Annotated in this window: 24 protein-coding genes; 21 read left to right on the top strand and 3 right to left on the bottom strand. The window is 65.5% G+C overall.

Annotated features, from left to right (window positions below):
• Positions 1-8: 8 nt before the first annotated feature.
• Entirely contained in the window at positions 9-935 is a 927-nt protein-coding gene (locus I6F28_RS03595; protein ID WP_036021753.1) for a LysR family transcriptional regulator, read from the bottom strand.
• A gap of 151 nt (positions 936-1086) precedes the next feature.
• Here I6F28_RS03595 and I6F28_RS03590 point away from each other — a divergent pair, with 151 nt between their 5' ends.
• From I6F28_RS03590 to I6F28_RS03555, 8 genes are read left to right on the top strand one after another with little or no spacing between them, the layout of a single operon-like run.
• Positions 1087-2043: an N-carbamoyl-D-amino-acid hydrolase gene (locus I6F28_RS03590; protein WP_225126358.1), complete on the top strand. Its 957-nt coding sequence runs from the start codon at positions 1087-1089 to the stop codon at positions 2041-2043.
• A 37-nt stretch (positions 2044-2080) separates the two neighbouring features.
• Positions 2081-2908, top strand: a complete 828-nt coding sequence (locus I6F28_RS03585; protein WP_225139284.1) for an ABC transporter substrate-binding protein — start codon at positions 2081-2083, stop codon at positions 2906-2908.
• Entirely contained in the window at positions 2905-3762 is an 858-nt protein-coding gene (locus I6F28_RS03580; protein ID WP_225139283.1) for an amino acid ABC transporter permease, read from the top strand. Before I6F28_RS03585 ends, I6F28_RS03580 begins: the two co-directional genes overlap by 4 nt.
• Positions 3759-4523 (top strand): amino acid ABC transporter ATP-binding protein, encoded by a 765-nt coding sequence (locus I6F28_RS03575; protein WP_057028105.1) that lies wholly within the window; start codon positions 3759-3761, stop codon positions 4521-4523. The genes I6F28_RS03580 and I6F28_RS03575 overlap by 4 nt, the downstream gene beginning before the upstream one ends.
• Before the next feature lie 16 nt (positions 4524-4539).
• The gene (locus tag I6F28_RS03570; protein ID WP_035998422.1) at positions 4540-5355 is read left to right on the top strand and encodes an ABC transporter substrate-binding protein; all 816 of its coding nucleotides are present in this window, start codon (positions 4540-4542) and stop codon (positions 5353-5355) included.
• On the top strand, positions 5342-6226 hold the full coding sequence (locus I6F28_RS03565; RefSeq protein ID WP_225139282.1) for a polysaccharide deacetylase family protein: 885 nt from the start codon (positions 5342-5344) through the stop codon (positions 6224-6226). The genes I6F28_RS03570 and I6F28_RS03565 overlap by 14 nt, the downstream gene beginning before the upstream one ends.
• Positions 6226-7809, top strand: a complete 1584-nt coding sequence (locus I6F28_RS03560) for an ABC transporter substrate-binding protein (protein WP_225127267.1) — start codon at positions 6226-6228, stop codon at positions 7807-7809. The genes I6F28_RS03565 and I6F28_RS03560 overlap by 1 nt, the downstream gene beginning before the upstream one ends.
• A complete protein-coding gene (locus I6F28_RS03555; RefSeq protein ID WP_225139281.1) occupies positions 7806-9179 on the top strand; it encodes an amidohydrolase family protein in 1374 nt (457 codons plus the stop codon). Before I6F28_RS03560 ends, I6F28_RS03555 begins: the two co-directional genes overlap by 4 nt.
• Here the strand turns inward: I6F28_RS03555 and I6F28_RS03550 are convergent.
• Positions 9169-10089 carry a LysR substrate-binding domain-containing protein gene (locus tag I6F28_RS03550; protein ID WP_225126351.1) on the bottom strand — a complete coding sequence of 307 codons (921 nt, stop codon included), beginning with the start codon at positions 10087-10089 and terminating at the stop codon, positions 9169-9171. The two genes, I6F28_RS03555 and I6F28_RS03550, sit on opposite strands and share 11 nt — an antisense overlap.
• A gap of 276 nt (positions 10090-10365) precedes the next feature.
• On the opposite strand from I6F28_RS03550, the gene I6F28_RS03545 reads away from it, so the two are divergent.
• The 10 genes from I6F28_RS03545 (at position 10366) to I6F28_RS03500 (ending at position 20291) form a co-directional block, all read left to right on the top strand.
• A complete protein-coding gene (locus I6F28_RS03545; protein ID WP_035998434.1) occupies positions 10366-11400 on the top strand; it encodes an ABC transporter substrate-binding protein in 1035 nt (344 codons plus the stop codon).
• A 23-nt stretch (positions 11401-11423) separates the two neighbouring features.
• A complete protein-coding gene (locus I6F28_RS03540; RefSeq protein WP_035998437.1) occupies positions 11424-12464 on the top strand; it encodes an ABC transporter ATP-binding protein in 1041 nt (346 codons plus the stop codon).
• On the top strand, positions 12461-13336 hold the full coding sequence (locus I6F28_RS03535; protein ID WP_225139280.1) for an ABC transporter permease: 876 nt from the start codon (positions 12461-12463) through the stop codon (positions 13334-13336). Before I6F28_RS03540 ends, I6F28_RS03535 begins: the two co-directional genes overlap by 4 nt.
• A complete protein-coding gene (locus tag I6F28_RS03530; protein WP_225139279.1) occupies positions 13333-14139 on the top strand; it encodes an ABC transporter permease in 807 nt (268 codons plus the stop codon). The genes I6F28_RS03535 and I6F28_RS03530 overlap by 4 nt, the downstream gene beginning before the upstream one ends.
• Before the next feature lie 8 nt (positions 14140-14147).
• Positions 14148-15284, top strand: coding sequence for an NAD(P)/FAD-dependent oxidoreductase (locus I6F28_RS03525; protein ID WP_225139278.1), 1137 nt, complete (start codon positions 14148-14150; stop codon positions 15282-15284).
• A 31-nt stretch (positions 15285-15315) separates the two neighbouring features.
• Positions 15316-15612 carry a (2Fe-2S)-binding protein gene (locus tag I6F28_RS03520; RefSeq protein ID WP_025034065.1) on the top strand — a complete coding sequence of 99 codons (297 nt, stop codon included), beginning with the start codon at positions 15316-15318 and terminating at the stop codon, positions 15610-15612.
• Positions 15609-17027 carry an FAD/NAD(P)-dependent oxidoreductase gene (locus tag I6F28_RS03515; protein ID WP_225139277.1) on the top strand — a complete coding sequence of 473 codons (1419 nt, stop codon included), beginning with the start codon at positions 15609-15611 and terminating at the stop codon, positions 17025-17027. Before I6F28_RS03520 ends, I6F28_RS03515 begins: the two co-directional genes overlap by 4 nt.
• Positions 17024-18145, top strand: a complete 1122-nt coding sequence (locus tag I6F28_RS03510; RefSeq protein WP_036021805.1) for an NAD(P)/FAD-dependent oxidoreductase — start codon at positions 17024-17026, stop codon at positions 18143-18145. Before I6F28_RS03515 ends, I6F28_RS03510 begins: the two co-directional genes overlap by 4 nt.
• Positions 18146-18158: 13 nt before the next feature.
• Complete coding sequence (locus I6F28_RS03505; protein WP_028138431.1) at positions 18159-18506, top strand: RidA family protein; 348 nt, start codon at positions 18159-18161, stop codon at positions 18504-18506.
• Between the two features lie 171 nt (positions 18507-18677).
• Positions 18678-20291, top strand: coding sequence for an ABC-F family ATP-binding cassette domain-containing protein (locus I6F28_RS03500; RefSeq protein ID WP_225139276.1), 1614 nt, complete (start codon positions 18678-18680; stop codon positions 20289-20291).
• Between the two features lie 192 nt (positions 20292-20483).
• Here I6F28_RS03500 and I6F28_RS03495 read toward each other — a convergent pair whose 3' ends face one another.
• Entirely contained in the window at positions 20484-21818 is a 1335-nt protein-coding gene (locus tag I6F28_RS03495) for a dicarboxylate/amino acid:cation symporter (RefSeq protein WP_035998454.1), read from the bottom strand.
• Positions 21819-21944: 126 nt separating this feature from the next.
• Between I6F28_RS03495 and I6F28_RS03490 the strand changes: the two genes are divergently transcribed.
• The 3 genes from I6F28_RS03490 to I6F28_RS03480 all read left to right on the top strand — a co-directional run bounded on the left by I6F28_RS03490 (position 21945) and on the right by I6F28_RS03480 (position 26096).
• Positions 21945-23258 (top strand): solute carrier family 23 protein, encoded by a 1314-nt coding sequence (locus I6F28_RS03490; protein ID WP_225112966.1) that lies wholly within the window; start codon positions 21945-21947, stop codon positions 23256-23258.
• Positions 23259-23328: 70 nt separating this feature from the next.
• Entirely contained in the window at positions 23329-24165 is an 837-nt protein-coding gene (locus I6F28_RS03485) for an SDR family oxidoreductase (protein ID WP_035998460.1), read from the top strand.
• Positions 24166-24296: 131 nt separating this feature from the next.
• Complete coding sequence (locus I6F28_RS03480) at positions 24297-26096, top strand: cation:proton antiporter domain-containing protein (RefSeq protein WP_225139275.1); 1800 nt, start codon at positions 24297-24299, stop codon at positions 26094-26096.
• Positions 26097-26148: the final 52 nt, after the last annotated feature.

Below are 26148 nucleotides of genomic sequence, written 5' to 3'. Positions count from 1 at the left end.
TGCGAAGCTCAGCCGCTTTCTGCCCCATGTTGCTGGTGCGGCGCTGTGCGCTCGAGCAGAGCGCTCTCCTTGCGGATCTCGTTGAGAAAGGCCTTGGCCAGACGCGACAGCGGCTCGGCTTCAGACCATAGCATATAGGCGACCGCCTGCGTCGTCGGCGTGAACGGACGGACGACGAGGCCGCTGCCGCCGTTCTGCCGCGGCGAGAAAGGATCGACCACCGCCGCGCCGACGCCGGCGGCGGCCAGCACGCAGGCCGTGTTGCAGTAGCGCACCTCGACCGTCGGCCGGAACGGCGCGCCGGCGCGGGCAAAGCTGTCGCGCACGGCTTCGCCGAGCCGCGTGCCGCGTTCGAGCCCGATGAAGGGTAGGCCGGAGAGATCGGAAGCGGAGATCATCGGCCGGTCGGCGAGTGGATGCTGTGGCGGCAGCACGCAGACCATCTCGCCGGTGTGCACCACCTCGTGCGCGATCCCTGGATGATGCGTGAGGCCGAGCGCGAAGCCGAGCTCGGCGACGCGGCTCAGCACACCCTCGATGATGCCCTCATAGCGTCGTACGTCGAAGAACACCCGCGTCTCCGGGCGGCGGCGCAGGAAGCCCGACAGCGCGGACGGAATGATGCTGTACGCGAGCGGCGGCGTCGCCACGATGGCGAGATGCCCGGACCGGTTCTCGCGCAAATCGCGCATGCGGTTCTCGAGCTTGGCGTGCAGCGCGAAGATCGCCTCGCTCTCCTTGTAGAGCGCCATCGCTTCGGCGGTTGGAAACAGCCGGTTGTTGACGCGCTCGAACAGCGCAAAGCCCGCCTGCGCCTCCATCGTCTTCAGCGCGTTGCTGACCGCCGGCTGCGACAGCGCCAGCTCGTCCGCCGCCGCCACCGTGGTGCGGTGGCGGATCACGGCGCGAAGGATCTCGAGCTGACGCAGGTTCATATCACTGCCGATTATAGTCAGGGCCAAAACATCATAGCAACGCGAATTGATTTTGCAGCACCGCTCGCCCGTAATGGCAGCGGATTTGCACGTCGCATCAAAGGGTTCGTTCGCCCATTGAGGCAGCACTGCGCACAGATTGGAGGCAATCTTGGTTCGTGTCCTTCGCGCCGCCGCCGCTCAGATGGGGCCGACGCAAAAAGCCGATACGCGCGAGCACACGTTGTCGCGGATGCTCGACATGCTCGATGAGGCGGCCGGTCGGGGTGCGAGCCTTGTGGTGTTTCCGGAGCTCGCCTTCACCACCTTCTTCCCGCGCTGGCTGCTCGAAGGCGAGGCCCTCGACCGGTATTTCGAGCGCAGCATGCCGAACCCCGCGGTGGCAAAGCTATTCGATCGCGCACGTGCGCTGCGCGTCGGCTTCTATGTCGGCTATGCCGAGCTGACGCCGGAGGGGCGGCGCTACAATTGCTCCATCCTGGTCGATCGCGACGGCGAGGTTCTCGGCCGCTATCGCAAGGTGCATCTGCCGGGCTCGGTCGAGCCGCGTCCGGGCGCGCGCTACCAGCAACTCGAGAAGCGCTACTTCGAATATGGCGACCTCGGCTTTCCCGCCTTCCGCGCCGGCTCGTCCTGGGCCCATGCCATCATGGGCATGATGATCTGCAATGATCGTCGTTGGCCGGAATCCTGGCGCGTGCTCGGTCTGCAAGGCGTCGAGCTCGTCTGCATCGGCTACAATTCGGCGGCCTACGATCCCAACGGCGGCACGACCGAAGACGGAGCCTTGCGCACCTTCCACTCGACGCTGGTGACGCAGGCCAACGCCTACATGAACGCGACCTGGGCGATTTCGGTGGCGAAGGCGGGCGAGGAGGACGGGTCCGGCCTGATCGGCGGCTCCTGCATCGTCGATCCCAACGGCCGCATCGTCGCGCAGGCTCAGACGCTGGCCGACGAGGTGATCGTCGCCGACATCGATCTCGACCTCTGCCGCCAGGGCAAGGACAAGATGTTCAACTTCGCCGCCCACCGGCGGCCCGAGCAATACAGGGTGATCACCGAGCGTGCCGGCATCATCGAGCCGGCCGTTCTCGACGCAGATTGACCAACGGCCGGTCGCGGCGTTGGCAAAAGGAGCTGACATGACACGCCTCTCGTATTTGCTTGCCTGCGCAGCGCTGGCTGCGGTGACGTCGGCGCGAGCCGCCGAGCTGCCGGCGGAGATCAAGCAGGCTGGTACGCTGAAGCTCACGGTCAATTCCACCTACGCGCCGATGGAATATCGCGACCCCGCAACCAACGAGCTGGTCGGGCTCGACATCGATCTGGCGAAGGAGCTCGCCAAGCGGCTCGGAGGGCTGAAGATCGTCTGGAGCGAGACGCCGTTCGCCGAGCTGATCCCTTCGCTCACGACCAAGCGGGCCGACTTCATCATTTCCGGCATCTCCGATCGTGCCTCGCGGCGCGAGACGGCGGATTTCGTCGATTACCTCGCAACCGGGCCGCAGTTCTTCGTGATGGCGGAGAGCGCGGCCAAGGACGCCACCGATCTCTGCGGCAAGAGGGTCGGCACCACCCGCAGCACCAGCTTCCCGGTCGAGATCGAGAAGTGGAGCAAGCAGAATTGCGAGCCGGCCGGCAAGCCGGCGATCCAGTACGTTCCGGGCGAGAATTCCATCGACGTCCGCAACCAGCTCAAGCAGGGCCGCATCGACGCCGCCGTGCAGGGCAGCGAGACGTTGCCTTATGCGCAGCAACAGGAGCCCGGCAAGTACCGCATCGTCGGCGAGCCCTTTGCCAAGGGCTATCAAGGCATCATGTTCCGCAAGGACGATGCCGCCTTGCGCGAAGTCGTGACCGAGAAACTCGCGGCGATGATCGCTGACGGCTCGTACAAGGCCATTCTCGACAAATGGGGCCTAGGGACCAATGCAGTCGCCCAGCCCATGCTGAACGCGGCGCCGCAATGAAGCAGGCGCCGGCACTCGCGCAAGGATTTCCCGATCTGTCGGGCATGCGGATCGCGCGCGAGCCGCACTGGTTTCGCTGGATCAGCGCGGCCCTGATCGTCCTCGTGCTGGCGGCGATCGCGCGCGCCTTTGCGAACGGCCAGATCGAATGGTCCTATGTCAGCCGCTTCCTGACCGCAAAGGTCATCCTCGAAGGCATCGTCAACACCATGGTGATGGCGATGCTGGCGATGATGCTCGGCATCTTCCTCGGCATCGTCGTCGCGATCATGCGGCTGTCGCCCAATCCGGTGCTGAAGTCGGTCGCCGCCGGCTACACCTGGCTGTTTCGCGGCACGCCACTGATCCTGCAGCTGCTGCTGTGGTTCAACCTCGCGCTGGTGTTTCCGACCATCGGTATCCCCGGCCTGTGGTCTGCACGCGCCGTCGATGTCATGACGCCGTTCCTTGCCGCGCTGCTCGGGCTCGGCATCAACCAGGGCGCCTACACCTCCGAAGTCATGCGCGCCGGCATGCTGTCGGTCGATATCGGGCAATATGAAGCGGCGCAGGCGATCGGCATGGGACGGCTGCGCGCGTTGCGCCGGATCGTGCTGTCGCAGGCGATGCGCGTGGTGATCCCGCCGCTCGGCAACGAGTTCATCGGCATGGTGAAGGCGACTTCGCTCGCCAGCGTGATCCAGTATCCGGAGCTGCTGCACAATGCCGAGAACATCTACTACGCCAACTCCCGCGTCATCGAGCTCCTGATCGTCGCCGGGCTCTGGTACCTGCTCGCGGTCTCGATCCTGACACCGCTCCAGATGTTGCTCGAACGCCGCTTTGCGCGCGGCACATTGCGGCTGGCGCGATGACAAAGCCGCTCGTCGCGATCCGCTCCGTAGCCAAGAACTTTGGAGAGTTTCAGGCTCTCAAGAACGTCTCGCTCGACGTCTGGCCCGGCGAGGTGATGTGCCTGATCGGCGCCTCCGGCTCCGGCAAGACCACGCTGCTCCGCTGCATCAATCAGCTCGCCACGATCGATGCCGGCGGCATCTGGCTCGACGGCGAACTGCTCGGAGTGCGCGAGCAAGGCGGGAAGCTCCATCGCCTCAGCGAGCGCGAGATCGGGCGGCAGCGGCTCAAGACAGGCATGGTGTTCCAGCGCTTCAACCTGTTTCCGCACAAGACCGCGCTGGAGAACATCACGGAAGGCCCGACCCAGGTGCAGGGGCGGAAGCCGGATGAGGTGCGCGCCGAGGCGACCGAGCTGCTTCGGCGCGTCGGATTGTCGGCCAAGGCCGACTGGTATCCGGCGCAGCTCTCCGGCGGCCAGCAGCAGCGCGTCGCGATCGCGCGGGCGCTCGCCATGAAGCCGATGCTGATGTTGTTCGACGAGCCCACCAGCGCACTCGATCCCGAGCTGGTCGGCGAGGTGCTCGCGGTCATGAAGGAGCTGGCGCGAAGCGGCATGACCATGATGGTGGTGACGCACGAGCTCGGCTTCGCCCGCGAGGTCGCCGACCGCGTCGTCTACATGGACCAGGGCGCGATCGTCGAGCAGGGCCGGGCCTCCGACGTGTTGGGCGCGCCGCGCGAGGAGCGCACCAAGGCATTTCTTTCGGCAGTGATCTGACATTGGGGGTATGGTGATGAAGAGATTCTTGCTTGCGGCGGCGTTCCTGGGCGCCATGAGCGTGTCGGCAATGGCGGCCGAACTGCCGCCTGAGATCGTAAAGCGCGGCAGCATCAAGGTCGCGGTGGTGCCGAACTATCCGCCGATGGAGTTCCGCGATCCCGCCACCAACGCGCTCTCCGGCTTCGACGTCGATCTTGGCGAGGCGATCGGCCGCAAGCTCGGCGTCAAGATCGAATGGACCGAGACCAGCTTTGCCGAGTTCATGCCCTCGATCTCGACGGGGCGGGTGGATGCGATCCTGTCCGGTTTCACCGACTATGCGAGCCGGCACGAGGTCGCGACCTTCGTCGATTATTTGCGCAGCGGCCCGCAGTTCTTCGTGCAGGCGTCACGCAAGGCGGAATTCAAGGATGCGACGTCGCTGTGCGGCAAGAAGGTCGGCGCCAGCCGACGCACCATGTTCCCGGCCCAGATTGCGGCGTGGAGCGAGAAGAATTGCGGCAGCTCTCCGATCCAGTTCGTCGGCACCGACGGCTCGGCCGATGCACGCACCCAGCTGAGGCAAGGCCGCATCGATGCCGCCGCCCAGGGCAACGAGACGCTGCCCTACATCATGGACCTCGAGCCCAACACCTATGCGACCGTGGGCGCGCCCATCGCACAGCAATTTACCGGCATTGCTCTGCCGGTGAAGGAGAAGGCATTGCAGCAGGCAATGCTGGAGGCGGTCGACGCGCTGATCGCGGACGGCACCTACAAGACGCTGTTGGCGAAGTGGAAATTGAGCGACAACGCAATCGAGAAGGCGACCATCAATGCTGGACAGTAAGGCACTCCAGAGCATTCCGCTCGTTCCGGCCAACACCGCGGATCCCGCGCCCGAATATCCGTGGCCGAAGCCGTACACATCCGCGATGTTCCTGTCGTTCGACGTGGACGCCGAGAGTGCCTGGACCAGCAAGGACGCAGGTCATGCGCAGCGGCTCATCACCATGAGCTATGGCGGCTATGAGGCGCGCGTCGGCACGCCGAAACTCCTGGAGTTGCTCGACCAGCTCGATCTCAAGGCGACGTTCTTCGTCACGGGGTGGTCGGTCGATGCGCATCCGGCGATGGCGGAGTCCATCCTCAAGGCCGGTCACGAGATCGGCCATCACGGCTATCACCATCTGCTGCCAGATCCCGGCGATCCCTGGATCGAGGAGGAGCTGGAGCGCGGCTTCGAGGCGCTGAAGCGCCGGCTCGGCGTCAAGCCGACCGGCTATCGCGCGCCCTATGGCGAGTTCACCGAGGAGCTGCGCGTCGCGCTGGTGCGCCACGGCATCGTCTATACGTCATCGTTCCGCGACGACGTCAGGCCCTATCGTCATCGCCTCGCCGACGGCAAGCCCGGCACGATCGAGCTGCCGGTGACCGCGAGCTATGACGACTGGATGCACGGCCTGTCCGCGCGCTTCAGTCCGCGCTCGATCTTCCCTAGGGAACACGTGCTCTCGATGTGGAAGGACGAGCTGGATGAGGTCCGCGACTGGGGCGCGATGGTGACAACCGTGCTGCATCCGCAATGCAGCGGCCGCCCGATGCGGCTGCGGCTGCTGCGCGAATTCCTGACCTACGCAAAATCGTGCCCTGATGTCTGGATCACCACTGGCGAGAACATCGCGGAGAACTTCCTGCGCCACGAAGCGGGTCACCGCTAATGTCGATCTCCCGCCGTTCGCTCCTCAAGGCCGGCGCGGCGCTGCCGGCGCTGTCGCTGCCGGGCATCGTCCGCGCTGAATCGCAATCCACGCTGCGCTTCATCCCCGTCATCGATCTCGCCTTCGTCGATCCCATCTATTCGACCGCGCAGGTGTCGCGAAACCACGGCTTCATGGTCTACGACACGCTCTACGGCATGAGCTCCTCGCTCCAGGTCTCGCCGCAGATGCTGTCGGGCCACGCCATCTCCGCCGACCAGCTACAGTGGGACCTCACGCTTCGCGACGGCCTGTTCTGGCACGACGGCGAGCGGGTGCTGGCGCGCGATTGCGTCGCCAGCATCCGTCGCTGGGCCGCGCGCGACGGCTTTGGCGGCGAGCTGATGGAGGCGACCGCCGAGCTCTCGGCTGCCGACGACCGCACCATCCGCTTCCGTCTGAAGCGTCCTTTTCCGCTGCTGCCGCAGGCGCTCGGCAAGGCAGCGATCAATGCCTGCTTCATGATGCCGGAGCGGCTGGCGAGCCAGGATCCGTTCAAGCCGCTCACCGAGGTGATCGGCAGCGGTCCGTTCCGCTATCTCGCCGACGAGCGCGTGCAGGGCGCGCGCAATGCCTATGCCAAGTTCGAGCGCTATCAGCCGCGCACCGACGGCAAGCCGGATTGGACTGCGGGGCCGAAGATCGTGCACTACGATCGCGTGGTCTGGACCACTACGCCCGATGCCGGCACCGGCGTCGCCGCGCTCCAGACCGGCGAGCAGGATTGGCAGGAGACTACGCCGCACGATCTGCTTCCGGTGATCAAGGCGGCCGGCGATATCGAGACGCGCATCCTCGATCCCCGAGGCTACGCCTGCATGCTGCGCCTCAACCACCTGCAGCCGCCGTTCGACAATCCCGCCATCCGCCGCGCGCTCCTGGGTGCGATCGACCAGTCCGCATTCATGACCGCCGTCGCCGGCACCGATCCGGCGTTCCAGGTCTCACCGGTCGGCTATTTCGCACCCGGCACCCCGATGGCAAATGAGGTCGGCCTCGACGTGTTCCGCGGCCCGCGCGACTACGCCAAGGTGAAGGCCGACCTGAAAGCCGCGGGCTACAACGGCGAGAAGATCGTGCTGCTCGTTCCGACCAACTCGCTGGCGCAAAAGCCGCTTGGCGAGATCGCGGTGGACTCGTTGCGCAAGGCCGGCATGAACGTCGAATATGCCGGCCTCGATTTCGCCGTGGTGCTGCAGCGCCAGCTGAAGAAGGATCCGCTTCCGCAGGGCGGCTGGAGCGCCGCGGTCGGCAACTGGCAGGGCATCGACTGGCTCAACCCGGCCGGCAACACCAACATTCGCGGCGAAGGCAAGGTCGCCGGCTGGTACGCGAGCACGAAGATGGGCGAGTTGCGCAGCCAGTGGCTGGCGGCCTCCGAACTCGCCGAACAGCAGCGCATCTGCCGCGAAGTCCAGAGGGTGGCGTTCGAGGAAATCCCCTATATTCCGATCGGCCTCTACAAGCAGCCGACGGCCTATCGCAAGGCCATCACCGGCATTCTCGACGGCACCGCCGTGTTCTGGAACGTGCGCCCCGCATGAGCACCACAGCAATCTTCGGCAGCTATGTGCTGTCACGGAAAGACGGCGCGCAGGACGTGCTGCGCGACCGCTGGGTTCTGGTCGAAGGCAAGAAGATTGCGGCGATCACGCGCGACAAGCCGCGCGCCGATCAGGTCTATGATCGCCCAGGCCGCTTCGTCCTGCCAGGCCTGCTCAACCTGCACAATCATTGCTTCTCGGAAGCGGTGGCGCGCAGCCACACCGAGGACGGCAACGGCCGCAAGAACAACCAGAGCATCGTCTACACGGTGCTGCTGCCGCTGACCAAGCGTGGCGCCGTTATCTTGTCGGCGGAAGAGCGCCTTGCGGTGGCGCGGCTCGGCATCCTCCAGCTGCTCAAGGGCGGCGCCACCACGGTGATGGAGCCGTTCCGCAACTCGATCCCCGAGATGTTCGACGCGGCGGAAAAGATGGGCATCCGCTTCTACGGCGCGCCCTATCTGTTCTCGACCTCCGACGCCAAGGCCGGGCCTGACGGTGTGGTCCAATATTCCGGCGATGACGGCGCTGCGGATATGGCGGCGTGGGACGCGCTCTATCAGCGCTGGAATAATCGCGGCGACGGCCGCATCAGCCTTGCGATGAGCCCGCACGCCACCGACACCTGCGGCCCCGATCTGCTGAAGGCCTGCGCCACGCGGGCGCGCGAGCTCGGCGTTCCCATCACCACGCACATGGCGCAGAGCCGCGCCGAGGTCGAGACCATCGGCAAGCGCTATGGCGGCCGCACGCCGGCACAATACCTGGACTGGCTCGGCCTGCTCGCGCCCGATCTGATGGCGGCGCATTGCATGTTCAGCAGCGACGACGATCTCAAGCTGATGGCCGCGCGCGGCATGACCGTCTTGAACTGCCCGCGCGTGTTCGCGCGTGCCGGCATCACCGCGGCGTTCAGCCGCTTCGCCGAGCACGGCGTGCGCACCGTGGTCGGCACCGACGGCTACAACATGGACCTGCTCGGCGAGCTCAATGCGGCGTCGCTGATCTCCAAGATCATTTCGGCGCGCCCTGACGTCGCGAACTCACCCGAACTGATCGAGGCGAACACGACGGTCGCCGCCGACGTGATCAAGCGGCCCGATCTCGGCCGCATCGAGCCGGGCGCGACCGCCGATCTCACGGTGGTCGATCTCACCCATCCGCATCTGCAGCCGCTGTTCGACCCGCGCCGCGCGCTGATCGCACTCGCCAACCGCGCCAATATCGATCAGGTCATGGTCGATGGCCGGGTCCTGGTCGATGAGGGACGCTATCTCGGCGCGGATGAAGCCGCGATTACGGCGGCCGGCACCGCCGCGATCGGCAAGATCTGGGATCTGCCGGAGGCGCAGGCCGCGTTCAACGGCTGACCCCGGCTTCGTCGTCCTCGAACTCCACCAGCGCCTTGCGCATGGTCTCGACCAGGTCCAGCGCCACCGGGGACGGGCTGCGCTGCGCCGGAAAGACCGCGGAGAATTCGAAATCGATGCGCGGCAGGAAGCGGCGCACGACGACGCCGCGCGTTGCAAATTCCTGCGCCGTGAAGGGATCGCAGATCGCGACGCCGAGGCCTGACGACACCATGCCGCACATGATTTCCGACAGCGTGGTCTCAACGCGCAGCACGCGGCGGACATCGTGGCGGTGGAAGACCTGGTCGACGAGATGCCGACTCGACGATCCCGCCGACAGCGAGATGAAGGTCTCGCCCTCGAAATCGCGCGGCTCCAGGACTTCCTTCTCCGCGAGGCGATGACCGGTCGGCAGCACTGCGACGCGCGCCGGCGCCGGCAGTCTCTGGCTCGGCAGACCGGAATGCGCGATCGGCACCTCGGCAAAGCCGACGTCACATTGATTGTTCAGCACCCAGTCAACCACGATCGGCGAGATGACACCGAAGAAGGCGAGGTTGAGGTTTGGCCGCTCCTTCAGAAAGTGACCGGTGAGCCGCGGCAGATAGCCGTTCGACAGCGCCGGCAGTGCCGCGATGCGTAGCGAGCCGGTGCGGCGTCCCCGGATTTCTTCTGCTGCCGCAGTGATGCGTTCGAGGCCGACGAAGGAGCGCTCGACCTCGGTGTAGAGCGCCATCGCCGCGGCGGTCGGCACCAGGCCGGTGCCGCGCCGTTCGAACAGCTCCATCTTCAGCAGCGCCTGGAGGTCGCGCAGCAACCGGCTGACGGCCGGCTGCGTCACCTTCATTAGCGCCGCCGCCTCCGTCACGCTGCCGGTCAGCATCATCGCGCGGAAGGCCTCCACCTGCCGCGAATTGATACGCGCCATTCCAACTCCATCCATAACATTTCGGCATGCAGAGGGTGCCATTATTCATTGGACGATGGAAGTATAGGTCTGCGATCTTTTTCATCAGGACTGGAGACAGCCCGCTTTTTCGGCAGATTGGAGGGGTTCAAACCTCCAGATCGCGCCAAAACCCGCCGAATGGGGGCCGGAGCCCTGATCGGAAGCGGATTGGCGCGGAAGGGAATGCGGCAACGCGCTTCAGCCAGCGAGACTCGTCGGCACGTCACCTCATTCCGGTATTGGAGATCGGTCCACATGAAGACTTTTCGCCTTCTGACCGCGGTCAGCATCGCAGCGCTCATTGCCGTCCCCTCGGTCGCCTCGGCCCAGCAGAAAACGCTCTACGTCGCCGGCTATGGCGGCTCGTTCGAGAAGACCATCCGCGACGAGGTGATCCCGGCCTTCGAGAAGGAGAACGGCGTCAAGGTCGAATACGTCGCCGGCAATTCCACCGACACGCTGGCCAAGCTCCAGGCGCAGAAAGGCAACCAGCAGATCGACGTCGCCATCGTCGATGATGGCCCGATGTACCAGGCCATCCAGCTCGGCTTCTGCGGCAAGCTCGACGGCTTGCCCGCCGATCTCTACGATACTGCACGCTTCAAGGACGATCGCGCGGTTGCGATCGGCATCGTCGCCACCGGGCTGATGTACAACACGAAAGTGTTCAAGGAGAAAGGCTGGGCGCCGCCGACCTCGTGGAACGACCTGAAGGACACGAAATACGCAAAACAGCTCGTGATTCCACCGATCAACAACACCTACGGTCTCGAAGCGCTGGTGATGCTGTCGAAGATGAACGGCGGCGGCGAGACCAACGTCGAGTCCGGCTTCAAGATCTTCAAGGAGCAGATCAATCCGAACGTGCTGGCCTATGAGCCGTCGCCGGGCAAGATGACCGAGCTGTTCCAGTCCGGCCAGGCCGTGATCGCGGTATGGGGCACCGGCCGCGTGCAGAGCTTCGCCAATACCGGCTTCCCCGTCGACTTCGTCTACCCGAAGGAAGGCGCAGCGACGCTGCTGACCACGGCGTGCCCGATCAATAAGCCCAATGCTTCGCCGCTGGCTGCGAGCTTCGTCAAGATGCTGCTCGATCCGAAAACCCAGCTCGTGATGCTGAAGGATTACGGCTACGGCCCGGTGCTGAAATCGCTGGTGATCCCGCCCGAGCTCGGCAAGATGGCGCCGATCGGCGAGCGCGCGGCCAAGCTCTACAATCCGGACTGGACCGTGATCAACGAGAAGCGCGAGGAGTGGACCAAGCGCTGGAATCGCGAGGTCGAACGCTGATCGGTCGCCGCGGAGACAGCGTCATGGCCTATCTCGAGCTCGATCGGGTCGCAAAGCAGTTCGGCACGCAGACTGTGGTCGATGACTTCAGCCTGTCGGTGGGGAAGGGGGAGTTCATCTCCTTCCTCGGCCCGTCCGGCTGCGGCAAGACCACGACGCTGCAGATGATCGCGGGCTTCCTCGATCCGACGCGCGGCGCGATCCGCCTCGAGGGCAAGGACCTGACCGCGATCCATCCGGCAAAGCGCGGCCTCGGCATCGTGTTCCAAAGCTACGCGCTGTTTCCGCACATGACCGCGGCGGAGAACGTCGCCTTCGGCCTGGAGATGCGTGGCGTGCCGCGCGCTGAAAGGTCCGAACGCGTCCGCGCCGCACTCGCGATGGTGGGCCTCGCCGGATACGAGGATCGCCATCCGCGCCGCATGTCCGGCGGCCAGCAGCAGCGCGTGGCACTGGCGCGTGCGCTGGTGATCAAGCCCAGCGTGCTCCTGCTCGACGAGCCGCTGTCGAACCTCGACGCCAAGCTGCGCGAGGAGATGCAGATCGAGCTGCGCCAGATCCAGCGCACCGTCGGCACCACCACGATCCTGGTCACGCATGACCAGAACGAGGCGATGTCGCTGTCGGATCGCATCGTGGTCATGAGCCAGGGCAAGATCGAGCAGATCGGCACGCCACAAGAGACCTATGAAAGGCCGGCCTCGGCCTTCGTCTCGCAATTCCTCGGCAAGACCAACGATTTTGCCGGAACGATCGACCGGACCGTCGCGCCGACGCAGTTGGTGGCCGGCTCCTGGCGCGCACCGGCGCCGGCTGGGCTCGGCGGTCCCGTCACCGTCAGCGTTCGCCCCGAAAGAATCGGCTTTGGCGATACAGGGCTCAGCGCAAAAATCATCACGCGCATCTTCCAGGGCAATCACTGGCTGTTCCAGTGCGACAGTGAATGCGGCCCGGCGATCGTGATCCGCCAGAACGACGGCAAAGCGCAGCCGGCCGAAGGGGACGCGGTTCGCCTCACCTGGCGGCCCGAAGACATGAGCGTTCGCGTGAGGGCCGGCGCATGAGCATGGCGGCCGAGGAGCGCAGCCTGCGCGCGCCGTGGGTGCTGACCGCACCCGCCTTGATGCTGTTCGTCGGCGTGCTGCTGATTCCGCTGGCGATGACGGTAATGCTGTCATTCCACGATTGGGGCCAGTACAAGGGCATCGAGCCGGTCTTCATCCTCAAGAACTGGCACGAGATCGCGACCGATCCCTATTACGCCGAGATGTTCTCGCGGACCTTTCGCATCGCGATTCTGACCACGCTGCTCACCGCGCTGCTCGGCGCGCCCGAAGCCTATATCCTCAACCGCATGAGCGGCCGCTGGAAGAGTTTTTTCCTACTGGTCATTCTCGGGCCGCTCTTGATCTCAGTGGTGGCGCGAACGCTGGGCTGGGCCCTGCTGTTCGGTGGCAACAACGGCCTCGTCAACAAGCTCCTGATCTCGCTCGGGCTGATCGGCTCCCCCATTCCCTTCATGTTCACCGAAACAGGCGTGGTGATCGCGCTCGCGCACGTGATGATGCCGTTCATGGTGCTCTCGGTGTGGGCGGCGCTGCAGCGGCTCGATCCGCAGATCGAGAATGCCGCGATGTCGCTCGGCGCGGGCCCTGCGACCATCATCCGCCGCATCATCATGCCCCAGATCGTGCCGGGCGTGCTGTCGGGCGCCATCATCGTGTTCTCGCTCTCGGCCAGCGCCTTCGCAACGCCTGCGATCATCGGCGGCCGCCGGCTCAAGGTCGCGGCAACGCTCGCCTATGACGAATTCCTCAACACGCTGAACTGGCCGCTGGGCGCTGCGGTCGCAACGCTGCTGCTGGCCGCATTGGTGCTGATCGTCGTCGGCAGCAACGCACTGATCGAACGCCGCTATGCGGAGGTGTTCCGATGAGCCGGAACGGTCCGCTCGCGCTGATCTTTCACACCATCTTCGTCATCGTCATGGTGGCGCCGATCCTGGTGGTCTGCCTCGTCGCCTTCACGCCTGAGGGATACCTGTCGCTGCCGACCAACGGCTTCTCGCTGCGCTGGTTCAGGACCATTGCGAACTACCCCGAATTCATTCACGCCTTCTGGGTCAGCCTCGGCCTTGGCGCGTTGTCCTCCCTCGCGGCACTGCTGTTCGCGGTGCCGGCGGCGCTGGCGATCGCGCGCTATCGCTTCCGTGGTCGTGATGTGCTGGCGGCGCTGTTCCTGTCGCCGCTGATGATCCCGCATGTGGTGCTCGGCATCGCCTTCCTGCGCTTCTTCACTTCGGCCGGTCTCGGCGGTAGCTTCGCGGCGCTGATCGTCGCGCATGTCATCATCGTGTTCCCGTTCGCGCTGCGGCTGACGCTGGCGGCGGCGACCGGCATGGACCGCACGGTCGAGATGGCGGCGGTCTCGCTCGGCGCCGGCGGCTGGACGCTGTTCCGCCGCGTGACCTTGCCGCTGATCCTGCCCGGCGTGATTAGCGGCTGGGCGCTCGCCTTCATTCAGTCCTTCGACGATCTCACCATGACCGTCTTCCTTGCTGCGCCCGGGACCGAGACGTTGCCGGTCCGCATGTTCCTTTACATCCAGGACAACATCGATCCGCTCGTGACGTCGGTCTCGGCCTGCGTGATCGCAATCACCATGGCCGCCCTCATTTTGCTCGACCGCTTCTACGGGCTCGACCGTGTGCTCGCTGGCAAGGGCGATACGGGACGATAGGAGAACTCATGTCAGGAGATTACGACGTCGCCGTCGTCGGCGGCGGACTGCTCGGCTCCGCCATTGCCTGGGGCCTCGGCCGGCTCGGCAAGAAGGTCGCCGTGCTCGACGAAGGCGACATCACCAAGCGCGCCTCGCGCGCGAACTTCGCATTGGTGTGGGTGCAGAGCAAAGGGCTCGGCATGCCGGCCTATACGCGGTGGACCGTGCAGGCCTCGCAGGCGTGGGGCCGGCTGGCCTCCGAGCTGAAGCAGCAGACCGGCCTCGACGTCGCCCTGCAGCAGAACGGCGGTTTTCATCTCACGCTCGGCGAGGACGAATTCGGCCAGCGCACCGAGCTCGTCAAGCGCATGCACAACCAGGTCGGCGCGGCCGACTACAAGATGGAGATGCTGCGGCCGTCCGAGGTGAAGGAGGCGCTGCCGCTGATCGGCCCCGAGGTCTCCGGCGGCAGCTATTGTCCGCTCGACGGCCACGTCAATTCGCTGCGCACGTTCCGCGCCTTCCACACCGGCTTCATTGCGTTCGGCATCGACTATTTTCCGGAGCGTCCGGTCTCGGCGATCAGCAAGAGCGGGGGCGAATTTCGGCTGATCACGCCGCAGGGCGAGCTGCGCGCCGCCAAGATCGTGCTCGCCGCCGGCAACGCCAACCAGACGCTGGCGCCGATGGTCGGCCTCTTTGCGCCGATGGGCCCGACTCGCGGCCAGGTCGTCGTGACCGAGCGCACCATGCCGTTCCTGCCGCATCCGCTGACCACGATCCGCCAGACCGACGAGGGCACGGTGATGATCGGCGACAGCAAGGAGGACGAGCTCGATGATCGCACGCTGAAGCCGTCGATCAGCGGCGTCATGGCCGATCGCGCGCAGCGCATGTTCCCGCATCTGGCGCGGCTCAACGTGGTCAGGAGCTGGTCCGGCATTCGCGTCATGCCGCAGGACGGCTTTCCGATCTACGATCAGTCGGAGACGCATCCCGGCGCCTTCGTCGCCTGCTGCCATTCCGGCGTGACGCTCGCCTCCAACCACGCCTTCGAGATCGCGCGCATGGTGGTGCAGGGCGCGCTCGAGCCGGAGCTGGTCGGCGCGTTCTCGGCCAGCCGTTTTGGTGGCGCAGGTGCTGCGAACAGCAGCGGCTACTAGAGATTCTGAGAAGGAGCCAAGAGGCATCCCCATGTTCAAGCGATCCGAACAGGACAAGCGGCCACAGGTGCAGATCTTCGTCGACGGCGTCGCGGTCGCAGCGCGCCAGGGCGACACCGTCTCCGCCGCACTGCTGGCCTCCGGCGTTGACGCACGGCGTTCCACCGCGGTGAGCGGCGCGCCGCGTCTGCCTTATTGCATGATGGGCGTCTGCTTCGACTGCCTCGTCACCATCGACGGCGTCGGCAACCGGCAAGGGTGCCTCGTGCCCGTCGCCGAGGGCATGCAGATCGAAATCCAGAAGGGCAAGCGGGAGATCGGAAAATGAGCGTGGCTCCCAAGCGCGAAAACTATGACGTCGTGGTGATCGGCGCCGGGCCCGCGGGCCTTGCTGCTGCCGCAACATCCGCCGAGGCCGGCCTCTCGACGCTGCTGCTCGACGAGAACATCGGCCCCGGTGGTCAGGTGTTTCGCGCCATCGCCTCGACGCCGGTTACCGAGCGCAATCAGCTCGGCGCCGATTATTGGGTCGGCGCCGATCTCGTGCAGTCGCTGCGCGCGAGCAATGCGGAGGTCATTCACCGCGCCACCGTCTGGAGCCTCGACCGCAATCTCGATATCGCCGTCTCGATCGGCGGCGCCTCGGCCTTCGTCAAGGCGAAACGCGTGATTCTCGCGACCGGTGCGCTGGAGCGGCCGTTCCCAATTCCCGGCTGGACGCTGCCGGGCGTGATGACCGCGGGCGCGGCGCAGACCATGCTGAAGTCCTCGGCCCTGGTGCCCGACGGACGCACGGTGATCGCAGGGCAGGGGCCGCTGCTCTGGCTGCTCGCCGCGCAGATACTGCGGCTTGGCGGCCGCATCGATCGCATCCTCGACACCACCCAGCGCGGCAATTATTTCGCCGCGCTCCCGCACGCTTTCGCCTTCCTCACCTCGCCCTATTTCGCCAAGGGCCTGTCGATGATGCGCGAGGTGAGGGCGAAGGTGCAGGTCGTCTCCGGCGTCACCGAGCTTGCGGCTTCCGGTGATGGCCAGCTTGCCAGCGTGAGCTACGTCGCCGGCGGCAAGCGCGAGACCATCGCTGCGGACCTGTTGCTGCTGCATCAGGGCGTCGTGCCCAACGTCAATCTGGCGATGTCAGCCGGCATCGAGCATCGCTGGGATGATCTGCAATTGTGCTGGTCGCCAGTGCTCGACGCGAGCGGCAATTCGTCGGTCGCCGGCATCGCGATCGCCGGTGACGGGGCCGGCATCGGCGGCGCGAGTGCAGCCGTGGTGCGCGGTCGCATTGCCGCGCGCGCCGCCGTCGAAGCACTGGCGCCCGCTTCTGCCGCAAAACTTCCCGCAATGGCGACGCTCCGTTCCGACCTCGCCAAGGCTGAGCGTGGCCGCCTGTTCCTCGACACGCTGTTCCGCCCCGCGCCGCAGTTCCGGATTCCTTCAGGCGATACCATCGTCTGTCGTTGCGAAGAGGTCACGGCAAAGGACGTTCTCGATTCCGTCGCGATCGGCGCGACCGGGCCGAATCAGCTCAAGGCCTATCGCCGCACCGGCATGGGCCCGTGCCAGGGCCGGCTCTGCGGCCTCACCGTCACCGAGCTGATGGCGCGGGCGCGCGGCAAGACCCCGCAGGAGATCGGTTACTACCGGCTGCGCGCGCCGGTGAAGCCGATCACGCTGGCCGAACTCGCCGCCGTTCCCAAGAGCGAGGCCGACGTCAAGGCTGTGGTGCGCGGATGAGCACAAATGTGGATGCGATCGTCATTGGCGGCGGCATCCACGGGTGCTCGACCACGCTGCATCTGTGTCTCGCCGGCCTGAAGCCGGTGCTGATCGAGAAGGACTATGCCGGCCGTCACGCCTCGGGCGTCAATGCCGGCGGCGTCCGGCAGCTCGCGCGGCACATTCCCGAGATTCCGCTGTCGATCCGCTCGATGGACATCTGGGAGAAGATCACGGATCTCGTCGACGACGATTGCAGCTTCGAGAGCTACGGCCAGGTGCTGGTCGCCGAGAACGAGGAAGAACTCGCCCTCTGCCGCGCGCGCGTCGCCGAGCTCAATGCGCTGGGCTTCACCCACGAGGAGCTGATCGACGCCGCCGAACTGCGCCGGCTGGTGCCGGCGGTGGCCGAGACCTGTCCCGGCGGTGTGGTTTCTCGGCGTGACGGTGCGGCCAATCCGGCGCAGACGACGACGGCGTTCCGCCGCAAGGCCGAGCAATTGGGCGCAACTGTGCGCGAAGGCGTAGCTGCCGGCAGCATCCGGCACCGTGACGGCCTCTGGCACGTCGATGCCGGGTCGGAGAGCTTTGCCGCGCCGGTGCTGGTGAATGCTGCCGGCGCCTGGGCCGGCAGGATCGCGGCTCATCTCGGCGAGCCCGTCCCGGTCGAAACCGTGGCGCCGATGCTGATGATCACCTCGCGCGTGCCGCACTTCATCGACCCCGTCGTGATCCTGCGTGGTCGAAAGCTGTCCTTCAAGCAGTTCAAGAACGGCACCGTGCTGATCGGTGGCGGCCATCTGGCGACGCCCTATCAGGATCGCAACGAGACGGTGCTGGACTGGAAGAGCCTTGCGACCAGTGCGCAGACCGTGTTCGAGCTGTTTCCGGTGATGCGCAGCGCCAACATCGTCCGTGCCTGGGCCGGCATTGAAGCCAAGATGAAGGACGACATTCCCGTGTTCGGGCCGAGCTCGCGTCACAAGGGCCTCTATCACCAGTTCGGCTTCTCGCTGCACGGTTTCCAGCTCGGCCCTGGCGCCGGCGCCGTGATGGCGGAACTGATCGTCAACGGCGGCACCCAGACCCGTATCGGCGAACTCGGCATCGACCGCTTCCACCCTTCCACGCTCTAAACAAGAGGATATCATGAGCATCACCCGCAGCATCCGCACGCCCATCATGCACCGCGCCGTCGAAGCCAATGGCTTCGTCTTCCTCGGCGGCACGATCGCCGACGACACCTCGGTCTCGATGGGCGAGCAGACCCGCAACATCCTCGGCAAGATCGCCGGCTATCTGAAAGAGGCGGGAACCGACAAGAGCCGCGTGGTCAGCGCCTCGATCTTCGTCACCGATCTCTCCAAGAAGAAAGAGATGGACGCGGCCTGGACCGAATTCTTCGGCGACAACCTGCCGACCCGCGCCACCGTCGGCGTCGCCGATCTCGGCGGCGGCGCGCTAATCGAGGTGGTGGTGACCGCGCTCAAGGGCTGATGGCGCACGGCGAGGAAGGACGACAGCGCCAATCACGCTGTTGTCTCCTCGAGCCGCGCCTTGATCTCGCCTTTTGATGGGACTAGTTAGAGAGTTCCTCAATCAGGATCTTCGCAGCCATGGATTTCTCTCCGACCGCAACGCCCATCCGCCTTGCTCACGGGGAATTCCATGCCTGCTTCAATCGTCCTGTCGAACCTGTCGCTGTCCACGCCTGACGGGCGCTCTCTTTTCTCAAACCTCGATCTGACACTCGGCGCCGAGCGAACTGGTCTCGTCGGCCGTAACGGCGTTGGCAAGACGACGCTGCTTGCGTCGATGCTCGGCGAACATGTTCCTCAGTCGGGACGCGTTCTGATCAACGGCACTATCGGCTTGTTGCGCCAGGACGTGCAGGTTCTTGCCGGCGCGACCGTGGCGGATCTGTTCGGCGTGCGGCCGGCGCTCGAGTTGCTGCGCCGTGCCGAGCGGGGCGACGCCTCCGCCGACGAGGTCGCTGCGGTCGACTGGACGCTCGAGACGCGGCTTGAGGCCGCGTTGGCGCGCCTCGGGTTCGATCCGTCTCCCGATACGGCGCTGTCGTGCCTGTCCGGTGGCCAGATCACGCGGGTTCGTCTCGCCGCGCTGGTGTTCGCTGCGCCTGACTTCCTGCTGCTGGACGAGCCCACCAACAATCTCGACCAGGACGGACGCAAGGCCGTCACCGATCTGCTGTCTGCCTGGCGCGGCGGCGCGATTATCGTCAGCCACGACCGGACACTGCTCGACACCATGGATGCGATCGTCGAACTGACGTCGCTCGGCGCGACGCGATATGGTGGCAATTGGAGCAGCTTTCGAACGCAGAAGGCCATCGAGCTCGCGGCTGTGAGGCACGATCTCGCGCATGCCGAGAACCGCCTGTCCGAGATCGACGGGAGGGCGCAGGAGGCCGCGGAGAAGAAAGCGCGCAAGGACAGCGGCGGCAGAAAGAAGCGCGCCAAGGGCGACATGCCGCGCATCCTGGCCGGCGCCCGCAAGGATCGCAGCGAGGACACCGGCGGCAAGAATGCGCAAATCGCGGAGCGGCAGCGCGCGGAGGCGCTTCAAGCCATCGACACGGCGCGCCGGCGCATCGAGGTTCTTCAGCCGCTCTCGGTCAAATTGCCCGCAACCGACCTGCCGGCGGGGAGGGAAGTGCTTTGGCTTGACGGTGTCAGCGCTGGCTTTTGGCCGGAGCAGCCTGTCGTGCGCGACCTCTCATTTGCGGTGGTCGGGCCGGAGCGCGTCGCGCTGGTCGGGCCCAATGGCTCCGGCAAGACGACGCTGCTGAAGCTCATCGTGGGCGAGCTGCGTCCGCTTGCGGGCATCGTGCGGCTCAGGCCGGATTTCGCGTTGTTCGACCAGAAGGTCAGCCTGCTCGACCCGGCGCGCTCCATCCTGGACAATTTTCGGCGTCTCAATCCGAAGGCCGGTGCGAACGAGTGCCATGCCGCGCTGGCCCGGTTCATGTTTCGCGCCGATGCCGCCTTGCAAATCGCCGGGAGCCTGAGCGGCGGGCAAATCTTCCGCGCGGGCCTCGCTTGCGTGCTGGGCGGGCAGCCGCCGCCGTCGCTGCTGATCCTGGACGAGCCGACCAATCATCTCGACTTCGAGTCCATCGAAGCCGTCGAGGCCGGCTTGCGGGCCTATGACGGCGCACTGCTGGTCGTGAGCCATGACGAGGCGTTCCTGCAGGCGATCGGGATCACGCGGCGGATCGAACTTGCCGCCAATTTGCCGCGCATCGATGGCGGGATCGTCTGATCCCGCCTGGCGCTCTGGATCTGGCTGTGATTTTCAAAAGCCCGACGCCCTGCCCCCAGCGCGTCGGGCGGAAAAAAATGAGTATAAATCCGTGATCCCAACGCCATTGTTGTGACGCGGGCCGCATCGATTTTCTACTCCGGGAAACTACCGCATCGGAACCAGGCTTCGTCTGCCTACCGATTGCGCGGCCTAGGATGCCGCGCCTCCACCCGGCTCCAGCGCCTCGCCGATCTCCAGCGGATGCGCCATGGTCTCGTGCAGCGCGTCGCGGTCGAGCTCGCCTTCGGAGATGCTGATGACCACGCAGGCAACGCCATTGCCGATCAGGTTGGTGAGCGCGCGGCATTCACTCATGAACTTGTCGATGCCGACCAGGATCGCGATCGACTGGATCGGGATATCAGGCACGATCGACAGCGTCGCAGCGAGCGTGATGAAGCCGGCGCCGGTCACGCCCGAGGCCCCCTTGGAGGTGATCATGGCGATGCCCAAAATGCCGAGCTCCTGCCAGATGGTCAGATGGGTGTTGGTCGCCTGCGCCAGGAACAGCGTCGCCAGCGTCATGTAGATGTTGGTCCCGTCGAGGTTGAAGCTGTAGCCGGTCGGGATGACGAGGCCGACCACGGAGCGTGAGGCGCCGAGATGCTCCATCTTCTGGATCATCTGCGGCAGCACGGTCTCGGAGGACGAGGTGCCGAGCACGATCAAGAGTTCGTCCTTGATATAGGCGATGAAGCGCAGGATCGAGAAGCCGGCGAGCCGGGCGATCGAACCCAGCACGATCAGCACGAACAGGATGCTGGTCAGATAGAACGTGCCGATCAGCGCGGCGAGATTGAGCAGCGAGCCGAGGCCGTAGGCGCCGACGGTGAACGCCATGGCGCCGAAGGCGCCGATCGGCGCGACGCGCACGATGATGCGGATGATGCCGAAGAACATCTTCGCCGCCTTGTCGATCGCGTCCGCGATGGGCTCGCCGGCCTTGCCGAGAAAGGCGATGGCGAAGCCGGAGAGAATCGAGATCAGCAGCACCTGCAAGAGGTCGCCGCGCGCGATCGCCCCGAGATAGCTGTCGGGAATGATCGCCATCAGGTGGGCTACGATGCCCTCTTCGTGGGCCTTGGTGACGTAGGTCGCCACCGATTTCGGGTCGATCGTCGCCGGATCGATGTTGAAGCCGCGCCCGGGCTGGAGAATCTCGCCGACCAGAAGGCCGACCGCGAGGGCCACGGTCGAGACCGTCTCGAAATAGATCAGCGATTTCAGCCCGACCCGGCCGACCCGCTTCAGATCGCCCATCGAGGAGATGCCGTGCACCACGGTGCAGAAGATCACGGGCGCGATCATCATCTTGATCAGCGCGATGAAGCCGTCGCCGAGCGGCTTCAAGGCCTTGCCGAGATCGGGATAGACATAGCCGATGAGCACGCCGAGTGCGATCGCGATCAGCACCTGGACGTAGAGGATCTTGTACCAGGGCTGGTGCCGGCGCTGGATGGCTGACGGGATCGCAATCTGTGTCATAATGTAGGCTCGGGAACGGATTGATCGTGCATGATTTGCATCATGTGATGGGCGCCGCAGAAGCGACAATCACATTTTTGTCTGTTGGCACGACCATCGGTCGTTGCGTCGAACTTGGGTGGGAACATGACGATCGCAACAGGCTCGGACGAGCAGAGTTATTTTCCACGTTGGAAGCTCAAGACCTCGGGCGTGATTATGCCGGAGGAGCGGCTGTCCTGGGGCCAGACCATCGTCTCGGGTCTTCAACATTGCGTCGCGATGTCCGGTGCGACGATCATCGCGCCGCTGTTGATGGGGTTCGATCCCAACGTTGCAGTTCTGTTCTCCGGCGTCGGCACGCTGATCTTTTTCGTCATCGTCGCCGGGCGCGTGCCTAGTTATCTCGGCTCGAGCTTCGCCTTCATCGCCGTCGTCATCGCCGCCACCGGCTATGCCGGGCAGGGGCCGAACCCGAACCTGTCGGTTGCGCTCGGCGGCATCGTCGGCGCCGGAGTGCTGTATGGCCTGATTTCGCTGGTCGTGATGTGGTCCGGTGTCGGCTGGATCGAGCGGCTGCTGCCGCCGGCCGTTACCGGCGCCGTCGTCGCCGCGATCGGCCTCAATCTCGCGCCGGTGGCGGTCAAGGCGGTGAGCGCCAATGCATTCGACACCTGGATCGGCCTCGCCACCGTCTTGATCATCGGCGTGGTCGCCGTTGCAGCACCAGGCCTGTGGCGCCGCCTACCGATCATCCTCGGGGCGGTCGGCGGCTATCTCCTCTACCTGCTGTTCGCGAACGGCCTCGGCTTTGGCAAGCCGATCGACTTCACGCAATTGTCGGCCGCGCCGTGGCTCGGGCTGCCGAACTTCACTGCGCCGAGCTTCCATGCCGATGCGATCTTCCTCATCGCGCCGGTTGCCGTCATTCTCGTTGCCGAGAATCTCGGGCACATCAAGGCCGTTGGCGCCATGACCGGCCGAAGCCTCGATTCTTATCTTGGCCGCGCTCTTTTCGCCGACAGCTTAGCTACCATCGTGGCGGCGTGCGGCGGTGGTACCGGCGTCACCACTTATGCCGAGAACATCGGCGTGATGGCGGCGACCAAGGTCTATTCGACCCTGCTGTTTGCGTTCGCAGCCTTGGTGTCGATCCTGCTCGGCTTCTCGCCGAAATTCGGCGCGCTCATCCTGTCCATCCCGGGTCCCGTCATCGGGGGGCTTTCGATCGTGCTGTTCGGATTGATCGCGGCGATGGCCGGACGAATCTGGGTCGAGAACAAGGTCGACTTCGCTAATCCTGCGAACCTCATCACGGTCGCGGTGGCGCTGATCGCAGGGGCCGGCGATCTCACGCTCAAATTCGGTGCATTCACGATCGGCGGCATCGGCACCGCGACCTTCGGCGCGATCATCCTCTATCAGATCTTGACCTCGCCGCGCGCGCAGCGAGCTGACTAGATCCCGGCATCTGCGAGGGATGGAACAAAACGCCGGTTCCATCCATGATGATGCATCCCGGAGAAAACACATGCCGCAAACCGAACGCTCGACCCCGTTTCCCTCGCGCCTCGTCGGCCAGTACGCGCTGGTGACCGGCGCCTCACAAGGCATCGGCCGTGCCGTCGCCATCCGGCTCGCCCAGGAAGGCGCGACCGTCGCCATCAATTATTTCGGCAGTCCCGAGGGGGCGGACGAGACGCTCGCGCTCGCACGAACCGCATCGAGCGATCGCGGCCACGGCAGGCTCGACCATATCGTCGTCAAGGCCGATATCGGCAATGAGCAGGACATCGCCGCGATGTTCGAGACGGTCCTGGCGCGTTTCAAGCGCCTCGACTGTCTCGTCAACAATGCCGGCTTCCAGCGGGAATCGCCGAGCGAGGCGCTCGACGTCGAAACCTATCGCCGCATCATCGACGTCAACCTGAACGGCGCCGTGCTGTGTGCGCAGAAGGCGCTGGCGCATTTCGTCGCGCGCGGGGCAGGCGGCAGCATCATCAACTGCTCCAGCGTCCACCAGATCATCCCCAAACCCGGCTATCTCGCTTACTCGATCAGCAAGGGCGGCATGGCCAATCTGACGCGCACGCTGGCGCTGGAATTCGCCGGCCAGCGCATCCGCGTCAATGCGGTTGGTCCCGGCGCGATCGACACGCCGATCAATGCGGCCTGGACCGGCGATCCGGAGAAGCGCGGCGTCGTCACCTCCCACATTCCGATGGGGCGCGTCGGCACGCCGGAAGAGATCGCCGCGGTGTTCGCCTTCCTCGCCTCGGACGACGCCAGCTACATCACCGGCCAGACCATCTATGCCTGCGGGGGCCTGACGCTGTTTCCAGAGTTTCGGGAGAACTGGGCAAGCTGAAAACCGGCTTGGGGTTGCGCGCGCCTCGCGTGGGATAGAGGGGCGCGACCGGTTGGGGATCTGCGGCGCCGTGTGCTATCGACCGTGGATGGCGCTGCCGCTATTGGCGGGCGCCGACACGTGAAGGGCCCGTGACCACAACCATCAACATCAATGCCTATAGTGACGCGCTGGTGGTGCTCGGGACTGCCGGCGTGGTGGTGCCAATGGTCCGGCATTGGGGCATCAATCCCGTGCTGGGCTATCTCGGGGCCGGCGCCATTCTCGGTCCGCTCGGGCTCGGCTCGCTCGTCAAGGACGTCCCGGTCCTGTACTGGTTCACCGTGACGGACGCCCAGAACGTCGAGGGTATCGCCAATCTCGGCATCGTGTTCCTGCTATTCCTGATCGGGCTCGAGCTGTCTTTCAGACGGCTCATGACGATGCGGCGTCTGGTGTTCGGGCTCGGCGGCCTGCAAGTCCTCGCGACGTCGGCCATGATTTTCGGCGTGGCGCTTCTCTTCGGGCAGAGCTCCGATACGGCCGTGATCCTCGGCGCGAGCCTTGCGCTGTCCTCGACGGCGATCGTGCTCGAGCTCCTGTCCGCCGAGAGGCGGCTTTCCACCTCGGCCGGGCGCGCCAGCTTCTCGGTGCTGCTGGCTCAAGACCTCGCAGTCGTCCCCATTCTGGTTTTCGTCTCGGTGCTCGGCGCGGGAAGCGGTGGCTCGGTCGTGGCGCACATCTCCAGTGCGGTCCTGAAGGCTGTGCTGGCGGTAGCCTTCCTCACTCTGGTCGGACGGCTGCTGATCCGTCCGCTCTTCCAGATGGTCGCAGGCACCCATTCGACGGAGTTGTTCGTTGCCGCGACCTTGTTCGTCATCGTCGGCGCAGGCCTTGCCGCCCACCAGGCTGGCCTGTCGATGGCGCTCGGAGCCTTCGTTGCAGGACTGATGCTGGCGGAAACCGAATATGGCAAGGCCATCGAGGCCACCGTCGAGCCGTTCAAGGGCCTGCTGCTGGGCATCTTCTTCTTCACAGTCGGGATGGCGATCGACGTCCGTGTGTTCCTGCGCGAGCCCGGCTGGCTGCTGGCCGCCGTCGTCGGCATTCTCGTCGGCAAGGCGATCGTGCTGATCATCCTGGGGCGCCTCTTCAGGCTGTCATGGCCCGCGGCGATCGAGATCGGCTTCCTGCTGGGCCCCGTCGGCGAATTCGCCTTCGTCAGCATCGGAATGGCGGCGGCCGGAGGCATGATCGAGCCCCGCGTGTCGAGCTTTGCCGTCGCCGTCACCGCCGTGACGATGGCCCTGACGCCGCTTCTGGGCATGCTCGGGCGACGATTGGCCGCGAAGCTGAGCAGCGAACGCACGCCCGATCCCGAGCTCGCGGTCCGGCCGCCCGGCGACCGGGCGCAAGCCATCGTGGTCGGCTATGGCCGTGTTGGAAAGGTCGTCTGCTCCCTGCTGACCAGCCATGGCCTGAACTACATCGCGGTCGATCACGCGGCCGTCGACGTGGCGCGCGACCGCCGCGACGGTCACAAGGTCTATTTTGGCGATGCGACAGAGCCGGGTTTCCTCGAAGCCTGCGGCTTGATGCAGACGACCGGCGTGATCATCACCATCCAGTCGCGGCCGGCGATCGATGCCGTCGTCGAGCGGATCCGGGCGGTGCGGCCGGACGTGCTGATCGTCTCGCGTGCGCGGGACGCCGATCATGCCCGGCACCTTTACGCGATCGGCGCAACCGATGCGGTGCCGGAAACCATCGAGGCGAGCCTGCAGCTCTCCGAAGCCGCACTGGTCGGCCTCGGCGTTGCAGTCGGGCATGCGATCGCCTCGGTGCACGAGAAGCGGGACGAGTTCAGGCTGACGCTGCAGCAGGCCGCGCGGATCGCGGGACAAGAGAAAGCTCGTCCGCTCGATCTCACGGGACGGCGGTCGCCGCGATAGCGGCTATGCGGCCGCCATGCGCCGGGATTGTCGTCATCTGGCAAAACGGGCC

It is taken from the genome of Bradyrhizobium sp. NBAIM14 (assembly GCF_020193895.1).
GTDB classification, from domain to species: domain Bacteria; phylum Pseudomonadota; class Alphaproteobacteria; order Rhizobiales; family Xanthobacteraceae; genus Bradyrhizobium; species Bradyrhizobium yuanmingense.
This window is presented reverse-complemented; position numbering and strand designations above follow the sequence as displayed.

What these genes read in the sequence shown, in the direction of transcription:
- I6F28_RS03485 (WP_035998460.1), top strand. Translation starts at nt 23,329, where the DNA reads ATGCCGCAAACCGAACGCTCGACCCCGTTTCCCTCGCGCCTCGTCGGC.
- I6F28_RS03495 (WP_035998454.1), bottom strand. Translation starts at nt 21,818, where the DNA reads ATGACACAGATTGCGATCCCGTCAGCCATCCAGCGCCGGCACCAGCCC.
- I6F28_RS03525 (WP_225139278.1), top strand. Translation starts at nt 14,148, where the DNA reads ATGTCAGGAGATTACGACGTCGCCGTCGTCGGCGGCGGACTGCTCGGC.
- I6F28_RS03540 (WP_035998437.1), top strand. Translation starts at nt 11,424, where the DNA reads ATGGCCTATCTCGAGCTCGATCGGGTCGCAAAGCAGTTCGGCACGCAG.
- I6F28_RS03565 (WP_225139282.1), top strand. Translation starts at nt 5,342, where the DNA reads ATGCTGGACAGTAAGGCACTCCAGAGCATTCCGCTCGTTCCGGCCAAC.
- I6F28_RS03585 (WP_225139284.1), top strand. Translation starts at nt 2,081, where the DNA reads ATGACACGCCTCTCGTATTTGCTTGCCTGCGCAGCGCTGGCTGCGGTG.
- I6F28_RS03545 (WP_035998434.1), top strand. Translation starts at nt 10,366, where the DNA reads ATGAAGACTTTTCGCCTTCTGACCGCGGTCAGCATCGCAGCGCTCATT.
- I6F28_RS03575 (WP_057028105.1), top strand. Translation starts at nt 3,759, where the DNA reads ATGACAAAGCCGCTCGTCGCGATCCGCTCCGTAGCCAAGAACTTTGGA.
- I6F28_RS03505 (WP_028138431.1), top strand. Translation starts at nt 18,159, where the DNA reads ATGAGCATCACCCGCAGCATCCGCACGCCCATCATGCACCGCGCCGTC.
- I6F28_RS03510 (WP_036021805.1), top strand. Translation starts at nt 17,024, where the DNA reads ATGAGCACAAATGTGGATGCGATCGTCATTGGCGGCGGCATCCACGGG.
- I6F28_RS03595 (WP_036021753.1), bottom strand. Translation starts at nt 935, where the DNA reads ATGAACCTGCGTCAGCTCGAGATCCTTCGCGCCGTGATCCGCCACCGC.
- I6F28_RS03550 (WP_225126351.1), bottom strand. Translation starts at nt 10,089, where the DNA reads ATGGCGCGTATCAATTCGCGGCAGGTGGAGGCCTTCCGCGCGATGATG.
- I6F28_RS03500 (WP_225139276.1), top strand. Translation starts at nt 18,678, where the DNA reads ATGCCTGCTTCAATCGTCCTGTCGAACCTGTCGCTGTCCACGCCTGAC.
- I6F28_RS03490 (WP_225112966.1), top strand. Translation starts at nt 21,945, where the DNA reads ATGACGATCGCAACAGGCTCGGACGAGCAGAGTTATTTTCCACGTTGG.
- I6F28_RS03555 (WP_225139281.1), top strand. Translation starts at nt 7,806, where the DNA reads ATGAGCACCACAGCAATCTTCGGCAGCTATGTGCTGTCACGGAAAGAC.
- I6F28_RS03520 (WP_025034065.1), top strand. Translation starts at nt 15,316, where the DNA reads ATGTTCAAGCGATCCGAACAGGACAAGCGGCCACAGGTGCAGATCTTC.
- I6F28_RS03535 (WP_225139280.1), top strand. Translation starts at nt 12,461, where the DNA reads ATGAGCATGGCGGCCGAGGAGCGCAGCCTGCGCGCGCCGTGGGTGCTG.
- I6F28_RS03515 (WP_225139277.1), top strand. Translation starts at nt 15,609, where the DNA reads ATGAGCGTGGCTCCCAAGCGCGAAAACTATGACGTCGTGGTGATCGGC.
- I6F28_RS03580 (WP_225139283.1), top strand. Translation starts at nt 2,905, where the DNA reads ATGAAGCAGGCGCCGGCACTCGCGCAAGGATTTCCCGATCTGTCGGGC.
- I6F28_RS03530 (WP_225139279.1), top strand. Translation starts at nt 13,333, where the DNA reads ATGAGCCGGAACGGTCCGCTCGCGCTGATCTTTCACACCATCTTCGTC.
- I6F28_RS03570 (WP_035998422.1), top strand. Translation starts at nt 4,540, where the DNA reads ATGAAGAGATTCTTGCTTGCGGCGGCGTTCCTGGGCGCCATGAGCGTG.
- I6F28_RS03560 (WP_225127267.1), top strand. Translation starts at nt 6,226, where the DNA reads ATGTCGATCTCCCGCCGTTCGCTCCTCAAGGCCGGCGCGGCGCTGCCG.